Source organism: Rhodopirellula sp. SH410 (assembly GCF_055811895.1).
Window position 1 is genome coordinate 1,483,512 of the sequence record NZ_CM147949.1, and the last position, 13,558, is coordinate 1,497,069.

At 56.6% G+C, this 13,558-nt stretch carries 11 protein-coding genes and 1 pseudogene; all 12 read left to right on the forward strand.

All coding sequences use genetic code 11. The annotated features are described in order from the left end of the window. Positions 1–4 precede the first annotated feature (4 nt). On the forward strand, positions 5–1,096 hold the full coding sequence (locus tag SH410x_RS05635) for a glycosyltransferase family 4 protein (protein WP_473675401.1): 1,092 nt from the start codon (positions 5–7) through the stop codon (positions 1,094–1,096). Then, complete coding sequence (locus SH410x_RS05640) at positions 1,093–2,082, forward strand: glycosyltransferase family 2 protein (RefSeq protein ID WP_473675403.1); 990 nt, start codon at positions 1,093–1,095, stop codon at positions 2,080–2,082. Before SH410x_RS05635 ends, SH410x_RS05640 begins: the two co-directional genes overlap by 4 nt. Further along, the gene (locus tag SH410x_RS05645) at positions 2,079–2,984 is read left to right on the forward strand and encodes a sulfotransferase family protein (RefSeq protein ID WP_473675405.1); all 906 of its coding nucleotides are present in this window, start codon (positions 2,079–2,081) and stop codon (positions 2,982–2,984) included. The genes SH410x_RS05640 and SH410x_RS05645 overlap by 4 nt, the downstream gene beginning before the upstream one ends. Continuing rightward, positions 2,984–3,928, forward strand: coding sequence for a sulfotransferase family protein (locus SH410x_RS05650; protein WP_473675407.1), 945 nt, complete (start codon positions 2,984–2,986; stop codon positions 3,926–3,928). Before SH410x_RS05645 ends, SH410x_RS05650 begins: the two co-directional genes overlap by 1 nt. 61 nt (positions 3,929–3,989) lie before the next feature. Further along, the gene (locus tag SH410x_RS05655; protein WP_473675409.1) at positions 3,990–5,033 is read left to right on the forward strand and encodes a glycosyltransferase family 2 protein; all 1,044 of its coding nucleotides are present in this window, start codon (positions 3,990–3,992) and stop codon (positions 5,031–5,033) included. After that, positions 5,030–6,232: a glycosyltransferase family 4 protein gene (locus tag SH410x_RS05660; protein WP_473675411.1), complete on the forward strand. Its 1,203-nt coding sequence runs from the start codon at positions 5,030–5,032 to the stop codon at positions 6,230–6,232. Before SH410x_RS05655 ends, SH410x_RS05660 begins: the two co-directional genes overlap by 4 nt. A 44-nt stretch (positions 6,233–6,276) precedes the next feature. Continuing rightward, positions 6,277–7,479: a glycosyltransferase family 2 protein gene (locus SH410x_RS05665; RefSeq protein WP_473675413.1), complete on the forward strand. Its 1,203-nt coding sequence runs from the start codon at positions 6,277–6,279 to the stop codon at positions 7,477–7,479. A gap of 75 nt (positions 7,480–7,554) precedes the next feature. After that, positions 7,555–8,904 carry a glycosyltransferase family 4 protein gene (locus SH410x_RS05670; RefSeq protein WP_473675415.1) on the forward strand — a complete coding sequence of 450 codons (1,350 nt, stop codon included), beginning with the start codon at positions 7,555–7,557 and terminating at the stop codon, positions 8,902–8,904. Continuing rightward, positions 8,897–9,106: pseudogene (locus SH410x_RS05675) on the forward strand (polysaccharide pyruvyl transferase family protein); the annotation flags it as partial. The gene SH410x_RS05670 and the pseudogene SH410x_RS05675, both read left to right, overlap by 8 nt. 48 nt (positions 9,107–9,154) lie before the next feature. Then, on the forward strand, positions 9,155–9,370 hold the full coding sequence (locus SH410x_RS05680; RefSeq protein WP_473677454.1) for a hypothetical protein: 216 nt from the start codon (positions 9,155–9,157) through the stop codon (positions 9,368–9,370). A 142-nt stretch (positions 9,371–9,512) separates the two neighbouring features. After that, a complete protein-coding gene (gene epsE, locus SH410x_RS05685) occupies positions 9,513–10,742 on the forward strand; it encodes an exopolysaccharide biosynthesis GT4 family glycosyltransferase EpsE (protein WP_473675417.1) in 1,230 nt (409 codons plus the stop codon). A gap of 128 nt (positions 10,743–10,870) precedes the next feature. Beyond that, entirely contained in the window at positions 10,871–13,528 is a 2,658-nt protein-coding gene (locus SH410x_RS05690; protein ID WP_473675419.1) for a DUF1592 domain-containing protein, read from the forward strand. Positions 13,529–13,558: the final 30 nt, after the last annotated feature.

A 13,558-nucleotide genomic window follows, 5' to 3' on the forward strand; every position in this document is an offset into this window, starting at 1 on the left:
GATCATGCGAATCACTATTCTTTCCCCGCCGCCCAATCTGTCCGGGGGCGAACGTGTCATCGCGATCTATGCCCGCGAACTGATCGAACTGGGGCATGACGTGGAGATTGTTTGCAATCGAAAGGCCACGCCGTCGCTGAAGTCTCAGGTGAAACGGATTGTCACCACACGTCGACTGCTGGAACCGGCGGGGCCTCCGAGTCACTACGAGAACTACGAGGTTCCTTTTCGGACCGTTGAGCATCATGAGGGGGTTCTAGAACGCGATCTACCGGATGCGGATGTCATCATTGCGACGTATTGGCGAACCACGCATTGGCTGCCGGGAATCAGTCACCAGAAAGGGGCGACGGTCTATTTCTTTCAAGATTACGGTGCCCCGGGGCAGACGTGGGATTTGTTAACGCCGACTCTTTCCTCATGCGGCCACATCATTACGTTGTGTCAGCGGCTGGTTGATGAAGTCTTGAAACGTCAACCCGATGCACGGGTTACGATCGTGCGTAATGCGGTTGATCCCGTCGATCGGTCGTTGTTGGTCAGCCCACGAAATCCGCAGCAATTCGGTCTTGTTTATCGAAAACCTGAATCAAAAGGTTGCTCGGACGCGTTTCACGCCATGGCGTTAGCGGCGAAACAGGTACCGGTGGAGTTGCTCACCTTTGGCGAACAACCTGACGAGGAGCAACTCGCCATTTTTGATCAGGTCGAGTCGCTGGGGCGAATTGAGGAAGATCAAATTCTGAAGACCTACGCTTCCTGTCGCGGCTGGCTATTCCCCAGTCATCTGGAGGGGTTCGGTTTGCCGATTTTGGAAGCGATGTCGTGCGGCACGCCTGTGATTGGTACCGACGCAGGTGCCGGTCCGGATCTGATTGAACTTGGCGGCGGGATCATGGTGGGAGCGGGCGACGTGCAAGCCACGGCGGAGGCAATTGTCAAAATCGCGAGTATGGATGATTCGCAGTGGGGTCACCGGTCTGAGCAAGCCTACCGCTTGGCCAATGAGTACACGTGGCAAGACGCAGGAAAGTTGTTTGAGGCTGCCCTGTTCAATGCAGTCGAGAACTCAACCGCTTTGGGAACGGCAGATTGACGACAGCAGATACAATCGGCGACGCAAAGCCACTCTCCGTCGTGGTGCTGAATTACAACTCGTTCGATTTGACGATCGACTTGTTGCGATCATTGGCCCAGCACGAGTTGGTTGATCGCATGTCCGTCGTCGTGGTCGACAACGATTCGCCCAATCGTTCTTACGAAAAAATTCAAAACGCCGTCGACGCGAGTGGATGGGATGGTTGGTGTCGCGTTGTCCAGAGTGGCCAGAACGGTGGTTTTTCGGCGGGCAATAATTTGGGGCTTTTAGAAACCGATTCGTCGCATGTCATTCTTTTAAACAGCGACACCCTGGTCGCGGCACCGTCACTGACGGAGTTGTCGCAGATCGCGTGCGACCAACCGGATGCCGCCATGTTTTCTCCGCAGTTGGGATGGCCTGATGGGACAGCTCAAAATAGTTGTTTCCGGTTTTTTCGTCCCTTGACCGAATTGGTCAATGCGGCGGGCAGTGGTCCCATTACCCGGTTGTTTACGAGGGCGACGGTACCCTGGGAAACCGATGGTCATGGCGGGCACCCCGCATGTGAGCCCGACTGGGTTAGCTTTGCTTGCGTTTTGATTCGGCGGGAAGTTTTTGATCGGATTGGAACTCTGGATGACTGTTTTTTCATGTACTACGAAGACGTCGATTTCTGTCGTCGAGCGCGCGACGCGGGGTTTGTGATCCGGCATGTCCCGGAAATCAAAGTCGTCCATCTGCGTGGTGGATCGTCGCCGGTCAAATCCCTGCAGACTCAGCGTAAACGCCGGCCTCGATATTACTACGCGGCTCGGACGCGCTATTACGCCAAGCATTTCGGACGCTTCGGGTTGTTTCGGGCGAATTGCTTTTGGTTGTTGGGACGCGGCGTCGCCTTCTGTCGTGAAGTGGGTGGTCGTCGACCGCCGCACTGCTGTGCCGCGGAATGGAGAGACATTTGGATCAATTTTTGGCATCCACTGACGGGGCGGCATCGATGACTCAACAACCGAACTTCATTGTCATCGGGGGCATGAAGTGCATGACCAGCACGCTGCACGATCAGTTGGCCCTGCAGCCGGGGATCCGCATGTCCGAACCCAAGGAGCCCAATTACTTCAGCGACGATGACCTCTTCGCGCGGGGCCCAGAGTGGTATCAATCGATTTGGGCCGCAGGGCAGTCGGACGATCTGTATGGTGAGTCGTCCACTCACTACACCAAATTGCCCACGTACCCTCACACCGTCGATCGCCTGCGGCAGCACTGTCCCGATGCCAAGTTGGTGTATGTGATGCGGCATCCCATTGACCGGTTGGTGTCCCATTACATTCATGAATGGTCGATGAATGTGATCCACTGTCCGATCGACGAGGCGATTGACCAATTCCCCGAGCTGATCGATTACAGTCGGTACGCGTACCAGTTGAAGCCTTTCATTGATACCTATGGCTTTGATAACATCTTGCCGGTGTTTTTCCGGCGTTTGCGAGACCATTCCCAGTCGGAGTTGGAACGCATTGCCAGCTATGTGGGCTATCCCCATCAACCGAAGTGGGAATCTGTTCCGGCAAGCAATGTTTCCAGCGAGCGGATTCGAAACAATGTGTGGCGAGATCGATTGGTGTATGCGCCGGGGATCAGCTGGGTGCGTCGGAACTTGGTCCCTCCCTCGGTTCGGGAGCAAGTCAAGTCTTGGTGGCGGTTGCGGCAGCGGCCCACTTTGAGCGAAGAGAGCCAATGTCGTCTGAAGGCAGTCTTCGATGACGACTTGCGGCAGTTGAGCGAATGGTTTGGATTGAGCCCAGCGCTGACATGCGATGACTTTCGCCAACGGACGGCTGATTGGACGCCATGCTGGAAACCGCCGGCTGAAACCACCTCACCAATATCGGAGCATTGATGACCACAGGATCACAGCCTTACTTCATCGTCGGTTCGGTTCGGGCGGGAACGACGCTGCTACGTTTGATGTTGGATCATCATCAGCGAATTTGTTGCTTTGGCGAATTCGAGTACGCGATTGATTTGTTGACCGATCCGGAGCGTTGGCCCGCCGCTGCGGACTACTGCGAATACTTGTCTTCGGAACGCCGTTTCGTGACGAACGGTTTGCATGCCGATCCGAGTCAGACGTATCCGCAAATTGCTCAAAGTTTGTTCGATCAGATGGCCGGCTGTGAACCCAAACCGATCAACGGCGCGGTGGTGCATCGTCATTTTGAGCGGCTGACGAGGCTGTGGCCGGATGCCAAGTTCATCTATCTATATCGCGACGGTCGGGACGTCGCGAGATCTTGCATGGCGATGGGGTGGGCGGGCACGATGTGGCACGGTGCCCAGTTTGTCATCGATGCTGAAGAGAGTTGGCAGGCGTTGTGCCAACAGACCGATGCGTCGAAACGGTTGGAGATTCGATCCGAAGACGTGGTGGTCGAGCCGGAGTCAACACTCGGTCAGATCTGCGAATTTTTGGGGGATGAGTTTGATCCAGCGATGCTTGAATTTCATCGCGATACCACCTACGAGGCACCCGACCCAACGCTGGTGGAGCAATGGCGACGCAAATGTTCGCCGGAAGAACTCCGGTTGTCCGAATCGCGGATCGGCGATCTGTTGCAGCGGCGCGGGTACGAACTCAGCGGCGGACCGCGTGATCCCATCAGTGCTGGGGAGCAGCGGCGGTTGAATTTGCAAAACAGGTTGGGAAGATACCGATTTGCGATTCGTCGTTATGGATGGCGGTTGTGGCTGACCAGTTGGTTGTCGAAACGGTTTCCCGGAACTGAATTTCGTGAGCGAACTCGCCACCGCGTCATGTCGGTTGATTTGAAGCATTTGAAATGAAACGGCCATTCATCGAAACTCTTGGTGAGTTCCACTCTCTACGTGTATCATTGAAAATCAATTGATTGAATTAGGAATTGTTGCGATCGGTCGGAACGAGGGCGAGCGTTTGAAGGCTTGCTTGGTTTCGCTGCAAAAAAACAGTGCGGATGCCGGGATCGTGTACGTCGATTCGGGATCCGATGACGGCAGTGTGGCGTTCGCCAGGTCGCTGGGCGTTGACGTGGTGGAGTTGGATCGCGACGTGCCCTTCACCGCCGCGCGGGCGCGGAACGCGGGGGTCGAGCGGTTGCGGAGCCTGCCGGGATCGATCCGCTGGGTTCAGTTTTTGGATGGGGATTGCCAGTTGCAACCCGGGTGGATGGAACGGGCAATCGGGTGTTTGGAATCGGATTCGAAACGGGCGGCCGTGTGTGGCCGCCGACGCGAGCGTTTTCCTGATCATTCGATCTACAACGCATTGATTGATTTGGAATGGGACACGCCCGTAGGCGAGACACTCGCGTGCGGCGGTGACGCGTTGTTCCGCTTGTCGGCGTTTGATGACGCGGGTGGGTTCACCGAATCGATGATCGCCGGGGAGGAGCCCGAGTTGTGCCAGCGACTGCGGAGCGAGGGGTGGTCGATTTGTCGCATTGATGCGGAGATGACGTTACATGACGCCGACTTGCATCATTTTTCGCAGTGGTGGCGACGTGCGAAACGGTTCGGCCACGCCGCCGCAGAAGCTTTCCAACGATACGGCAATCGCAGCGAACCGGTCGCCCGGTCTCAGCTTCGCGGCATCGTCCTGTGGGGTGGCATCATTCCGATACTCAACGGAATGCTGTTCCTGGTCGACTGGAGGGTTGGTTTGCTGGGATTGCTGGTGTGGCCGATCCAGTGGGCTCGCATGACGATCGCTTTCGCCAGCGACAAGGGTTGGGCGTTTGCGGCGAAACGGTCCGGCTTGCTACTGATTTGTAAGTTTGCCGAGTTCTTGGGTGTCGGTTCGTTTTGGTTTCGCCGCATCGCGGGCCGCCAAGCGACGCTCATTGAGTACAAATCGAGTCGGGGCAATGAATCCGAGTCCGAAATCGCACCAGGAACCGATCCCTCCGCATGAAAAACATCGCCTATTTGACGAATCAGTATCCCATGACTTCGCATAGTTTCATCCGTCGCGAAATCGCGGCGTTGGAACGATTGGGGTATTCGATTGAGCGTTATTCGGTTCGTAGCACGCGGTCTGAGCTGGTGGACGCGGATGACATTGCCGAAGCGAAACAAACCAAGTCGATTTTGCGTCACCGGTTTGCAATGGTGGCGCGAACTTTGGTGACGGCAGTCCTGTCGCCAGTCCGCTGGTGGTCGGCCGCTCGCTTGGCATGGCGTGCTGGACGTGGTTCCCGGGCCGGACGGATCAAACACGCGTTTTATTTCGCCGAGGCCTGTTGGCTTGCGAACGATCTGCGTCGCTGCGGAGTCGATCATGTGCATGTTCACTTCGGTACCAATTCCGCGACAGTGATGATGCTGGCCGGACAGCTCAGCGGCATCCCGTACAGCATCACCTGCCACGGCCCAGAGGAATTTGATTTCCCGTTGGCGATCGGACTGCCCGAAAAAATACGCCGGGCCGCGTTTGTTGTCGGTGTCTCCAGTTTCGGTCGCAGCCAGCTTTATCGTTGGTCGGCGTGGACGGATTGGTCCAAGATCCATGTCGTGCACTGTGGATTGGACGGATCGTTTTTTGAGGCGGGTGATCACGAGGAGGCGGAGCGGGCCGTCTCACCAATCCCGCGGCTGGTTTGTTTGGGACGGTTGTGTGAGCAAAAGGGCCAATTGTTATTGATCGAAGCGGCGGCGGAGATGTTGCGTCGCCAAATTGCGTTTGAACTGATCTTAGTGGGCGATGGTGACATGCGTGGCGAGGTCGAGAAATTGATCGTCTCCCACGGCCTACAAGATCATGTCACGATCACCGGTTGGCAGGACGGGGCGCAAGTCCGCGAATGGTTGCGGTCGAGTCACGCGATGGTGTTGCCGAGTTTTGCGGAAGGCTTGCCTGTGGCGATCATGGAATCGCTGGCGCTGCGTCGCCCGGTGATCTCGACGTACATTGCGGGCATTCCCGAATTGGTAGATGCCGAGTGCGGTTGGCTGGTCCCGGCCGGCGATGTGCCCGCGCTCGCCGATGCACTGGCGGATTGCTTGACCTGCGATCCGGAAAAATGGGTGCGATTGGGAAACACGGGAGCTGAACGTGTTCGCCAGCGGCATCACGTCGATATCGAAGCGGCAAAACTGGCGAGCTTGTTTTAAATGCTCGCTTGGAATTCAACCTTCACGGCAAGAGAACGCACATTTTGATATTCCTAGACGCTGTCTCTTGGTCGATCGCGATCGTCTTCTCGGGGATGCTCGCGATCATTGCGATGGAATGCTTGATCGCCTTGCTGCCGGCGGGCAAGGTCGATGCGGGCTCGGATGCGGATCAGCCGCGTGTTCGGGTGGCGGTGTTGGTCCCGGCCCACAACGAGGCCGCGGGAATCGAGCAGACGCTTCACCAAATCAACGCCTGCCTACTGCCGGGTGATCGCTGTGTCGTGGTGGCGGACAATTGCAGCGACGACACCGCCAGGCGGGCGGCGGATGCCGGTGCGCTCGTACTGGAGCGGCATGATCAACAGAATCGAGGGAAGGGGTTTGCGCTCGACGCGGGCATCCGGTTTCTCGAATCAGATCCACCCGATGTGGTGATTGTGATCGATGCCGACTGCGATCTCGAGCCCGACGCGATCGAGCATCTGGCGCGTACCGTAGCAGTGAGCAATCGACCGGTTCAGGCATTGTATCTGATGCGGATGCCGGTCGACGGCGGTCCAGAGGCATCGGTTTCGGTGTTCGCCTTTCTGGTCAAGAACTGGGTTCGCGCCCGCGCGATGCATCGCCTGGGGTTGCCGATCTTACTAACCGGGACGGGGATGGCGTTCCCCTGGCGCCAGATTCGCGACGCGAAACTGGCGTCGTCTGAATTGGTCGAAGACTTGGCGTTGGGATTGTCGCTGACACGTCAGGGTCATGGCCCGGTGTTCTGCGAACGAGCACGCGTTTACAGCGACCTGCCGAGCGACCCCGACGCTGCGATCGAGCAACGGACGCGTTGGGAGCACGGGTATTTGGGTTCAATTCTACGTGATGTGCCACCGCTGCTGCGTACGGGCCTCGGCCATTTTCGTCCGGTTTTGTTGGCCGTGGCGATTGATTTGGCGGTGCCACCGCTGGCGTTACTCGCGGTGGGGGCGATGCTGGGATGGGTGGTCGTTTTGGGCATTGCCCTGTTGACGGCGCATTGGCTGCCGCTGGCCATCTTGAGCGCGGCCGGAGCAATGACTTTGGCTGGTTTAGCAATCACCTTCGTGCGATTTGGACGCGACATCATGCCCTTTTCAGCGCTGGCCTCGATTCCCGCGTACATCTGGCATAAACTCGGAATCTATCAACGCTTTGTTGGCAAACGACAGACTGAATGGGTGCGCACCGCCCGCGACACCGAATCAAAGAACTAACGCTGTGGATCCTTGATGCGATTGCATGGGCTGCACAGGGCAATTGAGTCTTACCGACTAGCGGATGAGAATTGAATGGACAAGGATCGTGTTTTATTGATTGCCGAAGCGTGCAATCCGGAATGGTTCAGCGTACCACTGGTGGGTTGGGCGCATGCGTCCGCTCTGCGGAACCTCCCCGGTTATGATGTGACGGTGGTCACCCAAGTTCGAAATCGCGACGCCATTTTGAGGGCCGGTTGGGTCGAGGGAGAGGATTTCGTTTCCATCGATTCAGAACGCGTGGCAGCTCCGGCCTATAAAGTGGCGACCCTGCTTCGTGGTGGTGCGAACAAAGGCTGGACAACGGTCACTGCGGTGCAATCTCTGACGTATCGCTATTTCGAGCGTTTGATTTGGTCTCGCTATAAAAAAGAGCTGCGGTCGGGAAAGTATGACCTGGTTCATCGCTTGACGCCGCTTTCACCGACATCCCCCAGCTATCTCGCGAGTAAACTTCGTTCGATCGGGGTGCCGTTTATTATCGGGCCGCTCAATGGTGGCGTTCCCTGGCCGACGCAGTTCTCTGGCGTGCGCCGCAAAGAGAAGGAGTGGTTGTCTTACATTCGAGAATGTCACAAACTTTTGCCTGGCTACCATCGGACGCGGAGAGGTGCCCGTGCACTGATCATCGGCTCCAAGGACACTTGGCAGCAAATGCCCAAGGCCTATCAATCCAAGTGCATTTATATCCCCGAGAACGGGATTGATCTGGCGAGATTTTCGAAAACGAGAACGCATCAGGCCACCCTACCGCTCGAACTGCTCTTTGTGGGCCGCCTGGTGCCGTACAAGGGTGCTGACATGCTGATCGAGGCGGCGGCCGATCTCGTTCGGACGGGGCGAGCCCGAGTCACGATCATCGGGGCGGGCCCGGAGTCCGAGACACTCAAAGAACTGGCCGTCAAGTTAGGGTGTGCGGACGGCGTCGAATTGCTCGGGTCGATCGAGCACCAAGCGGTTCAGGATCATTTAATTCGTGCCGATCTAATGGTCTTTCCAAGTATTCGTGAGTTTGGTGGGGCGGTCGCGCTCGAGGCCATGGCCGTGGGGCTGGTGCCAATGGTGGTGAGGTACGGGGGAATTGGAGAGCTGGTGTCAGACGAAACCGGATTTCTGATTGAAATGGGATCGCGTGATGAAATTGTCGCGTCTTTAAAACAGAACCTCGATCGAGTCGCCGCGGACCCGACGCTCATTGAGCAAAAATCGACCGCAGCCAAAGAGCGAGTCCAGCGATGGTTCACCTGGGATGCGAAAGCCCAGCAGATGTCCCAGGTTTACGATTGGGTGATGGGACGCCTCGAGCAAAAGCCGGATTGGGGCATGCCGTTTGGCAGTCATCAAGAACAGGCGACCGCGATCACAGATAGGAAACATGATTAACACAGCCCAACTACGTCAGCTTCGTTCGTTCTTGAGGCGTGCCGATCCGATCGCGTCAGCATATCGGGAACATCAACTTAAAGTTGGGAAGGTATTGACTGGTGTAGCTGATTGCGAGCGAACCCTCGCGAAATATGACATTGTGATTTCACAGCGGCTTCATGGTGTTGTTTGTGCAACGTCAATGGGCATTCCTTCGGTTTCTCTGGCTTATCGACCCAAGTGCATGCGGTACATGGAGTCCGTTGGCATGTCCGACTTCGTCGTTAGTTTATCGAGTGAGAATGTCAGCGATGAGTTTTTCAAGATGATTGATTCGATTGTGAACAACTACGCTGATGTCAATCAATCACTCGTGCGAAACGTGACTCAACTTCAGGATCAAATCACTGGATTTGGCACGAAGGTTTCCGATTCGATTCGGCGAAACGCGAGCACTGCGAAGTCACGGTCCGCGGCGGAATGACCTGCGTTGATGTGGCGGTTTTCGCGGACGCAATCGTCTGTTGGAGAAAGTGGACGAGGGACAGGAGTCCTTTTTGTCGCGTCCAAAATAACCGCGTGGAACCCTCTCTCAATCGATCTTCATTCCTCATTCTAGATCAAACATGTCTCGTCCTTCTTTGATCGGGTACCTCATCCCGGAGTTTCCGGGCCAAACGCATTCTTTTTTTTGGCATGAAATTGAGGAGCTTTCAAAGCTTGGCATCGATGTTGAGCTCTTTTCGACGCGCAAGCCAAACGATGCATTGGCGACCCAGGACTGGGCGTCCGAAGCAAAAGAAAAGACCAGCTATCTCTATCCCTTGAGTCTGGCTGATTATGGCAGAGCAGTGATGGACTGCATGCGACATCCAGGTGTTTTCAAGTTGGTTCTCGTGTCGAGCGGTGGTGCTTTTGCAAAAAGAATCCGAAGGCTCTCGTTGATTCCGTTCGCGTCGAAGTTGCACCGCTTGACCAAAGCGAAGGGCATTCAACATGTTCACGTGCATTCCTGCGCAAACTCTGCCTATGTTGCATCGCTGGCAAAATGTTTCGGCTGGTGTGAATACAGTCTGACCCTGCACAATCCTTTAGGCGTATACGGTGACGACCAACGCCTCAAATGGAGGCGTGCTCGTTTCGCGATCGTGATCACGCAAAAGATCTATGAACAGGTCTGTCGCGAGCTGGCCGGAGATTTACCCTCTCAAGTCGTGATTGCTCCCATGGGTGTCGATTTGCCAAGTTTTACTCGGCAATCTCCGTATCCAAGTGGCGAAGCATCCCCGACCCGGATTTTCTCGTGTTGTCGGCTGAATCGTTGCAAGGGAATTGAAGACCTACTGGACGCTGTTGTGATGCTCAATCGATCCGGCGTCCGGGTGAATGTCCGGATCGCAGGCGAAGACGATGATGGCGGAACTGGCTATCGAAAGATCCTTGAAGCGAAGATCAAGGAGGCCGATCTGGAAGATTCGGTCGAGTTACTGGGGTCGCTCGGTCACATCGCGATCCGAAACGAGCTCGAGGCCGCCCAGATGTTCGTTCTCGCCAGCCATGCCGAGCCGTTGGGGGTCGCGTTCATGGAAGCGATGGCAATGGAACTGCCCGTCGTGGGCACGAATGCGGGTGGCGTTCCCGAGTTGATCGATCACGGCAGCACGGGATGGCTTGTGGACCCTCGCGATCCAGAGATGTTGGCACAGGCGATCGAGAGTCTTGTGCGGGACCCGAAACGATGCCTGGAATTGGGGAAAAGTGCTCGGCTGGAAATTGAAAGAAACTGGACGAGTCGACGCAGCGCTCAAGCTATCGCGGACGCGCTCTCAACGTCGCCGGAGCACGCGGGTGCATAGCGGATGAGTACCCAAAAGGCAAAAATACGCTACCGTCAGTGATCCCCATCGGGCGTCTCAGCGATCTTTTCGTCGCGAGACGACGTAGGGGCAATTTGGTCTTCGATCTATTCCGTGTCGGAATCTCTATGGTATGTCATCCCCGGCTCGCTGCTCTCCTGTTGGCTCATTTGCTGAGTGCGGGCGGTGTATTCGCTCAGGATCAGCAGGCATTTCCGGCCGGCCGAGCGGGGCTGATGGCCAGTGCCGAGCGTTTTTTCGGCGAGCACTGCATCCGCTGTCACGGGCCGGAGCTTGCGGAGGGCGAGTTCCGGGTTGATCGCGACCTGACAGCTGCCTTTGATGATCGAGCGACGGCTGCCAAATGGGCTGAAGTCGTCGACGTGCTCAACGGTCATCAAATGCCGCCTGCCGATGAGCCCCAACCCGAACCCGGCGAGGTGGCGGGACTGGTCGACGCGGTAACCACTGAATTGATTCACGCCGAACGTTCACGGCTGGATGCCGGTGTCATGCTGCGGCGAATGAATCGAGACGAGTATCACAACACGATTCGGGATCTGGTGGGCGTCGATTTTGACACGTCCCATTTCCCACCCGATCCGCCCACCGGCGGATTTGATAACAACGGCGCCGCTCTGACGATGTCGCCGCTGCTGATGGAAATGTACTTGGATGCGGCGACCGAGATTTTGGATCAGGCCCTCGTCGAAGGTAAGGAACGAGCGGGAAATAAGTGGCCGAACGCTCCGCGGTCGGAATGGTCGGCCGCAGAGCGTTCAGCCACAATTTCAGACAATAATTTTCCGCACGTTCCTAAACAGCCCCCGGTCATTCGATGGCGATTTGAGCCTGAATCGGGAAACTCCGACAGCAACCGGGTGACCTACGGCGGGCAGCGGCTGATCGTCAACGGTGGCAAGAATCGGGTGGAGGGTGACTGCATAGTGATGCATCATGGTTCATGGGATCGGAAATTCAACGTTCGAGATTTCCGTTTGGCTGATCCTGGCAAGTACCGCATCCGCATCCGCGGGCGCAGTGATGTGCCGGACCGAAATGAGGTGGTGGCTGTTGCGACTCGATTATTGGAGCAACGGCTCGAGGAGGCGATCCAACGAAAGCCTGAGGCAGAGTCGAGTAAACGAAAGGAATTTTTGGGTCGGCTCGAGCACTTCAAGACATTCCCACCTTACGACTACGGCCCCGCTCGCATCGAAGTGACGCGGCACCTGGCGGGGCAACCGGAGCTGATAGCCGAATTGGATATTGACGCGACGAGTGAGATGAGGACCTATGAATTCGACGCGACTTTCTCAGACGAAAGTGCGGGGCTGACGATTGAGTACGCCTATCAAATTCCACGAGAACTCGAGAACTTCCAGATCCAGTGGGATGATCAGTTTGCTCGCCCAACCGCTTGGGTTGACTGGATGGAAATCGAGGGGCCGATCTATGAACAATGGCCGCCGCAGAGTCACTCGCGACTATTGCCACCGGCCGCCCCAGGGATCCAAGAGCGAGCCTACGCGAGACAGGTGATCTCGCTGTTCCTGCATCGCGCCTATCGTCGCCGAGCAGACGCGGCAGAGATCGATTCCAAACTAGCATTGTTCGACGATGCGAGATCCCATTCGAGATCATTTAACCAGGCGATTCGGATCCCACTGACCGCGATCCTGGTTTCGCCCAACTTCCTGTATCTGGCAGAACCACAGGCTGAACCGGATGTCGTGGGCACTGTGCCGCTGTCTAACTATCAGTTGGCATCGCGGTTGTCCTATTTTCTGTGGAGCAGCATGCCGGACGACGACTTGTTTCGGGCGGCCAAGCGAGGCGAGCTGCAGACCCGTGATGGGTTGCACGCACAGGTCATTCGGATGTTGGCGGATGACAAAGCGGACGCGTTGGTTACCAACTTTGCCGGTCAGTGGTTGGGGATTCGCGAAGTCGGCGCGAATCCCCCCTCGCGGCAGCTCTATCACCGCTATGATCGACATCTGGAAATCTCCATTGTCGAGGAGTCGCTGTCGCTGTTTCGCGAAGTCTTGCAGAATGACTTAAGCGTGATGAATTTCATTGACTCCGAATTCGTCGTGATCAATGAACGCTTGGCCCGTTTTTATAACATTGGGGGTGTCCGCGGGGACCATTTCCGTCGAGTGTCATTGCCCGAGGGGAGTCACCGCGGTGGTGTTTTAACGCAGGCATCGATGTTGTCGCTGACGTCGAACGGGACGCGCACCTCGCCGGTCAAGCGAGGTGTATGGGTTTTGAACAATATTTTGGGGATCGATCCAGGATTACCGGTCGCCGATGCGGGCGACATCGCGCCGAAGGTGCCCGGGATTGATGATGCGACCGTGCGGGAACGTTTGGAGATCCACCGCGAGCTGCCACAGTGCGCCCGTTGCCACAACCAAATTGACCCGCTCGGGTTCGCGCTGGAGAATTTTGATGCGTCGGGTGCGTGGCGGGAACGCGAGGCGCATGGGTACGAAGGACGGATCCGCAGTAAGGACCCGCTCATCGACGCCTCGTCGCAGCTGCCCGACGGAACGGAAATTGCCGGGATTGAGTCACTCAAGGCTGAGCTCGTGCGGCAGCAGGACGCCTTTTTAGAATGTTTGGCGGCGAAGATGCTGACGTACGCCTTGGGGCGAGAGCTGGGCATTGTCGATCGTCCGCTGGTCGATGAGGCCGTGGCGCATATGAAGTCCAACGAACTGACGCTGCGGTCGCTGATCGAGTTTATTGTGCAATCGGAAGCGTTTCGAACGACGTAGAGTGGATAAGGCTTTCCGTCTGTTGTCGCC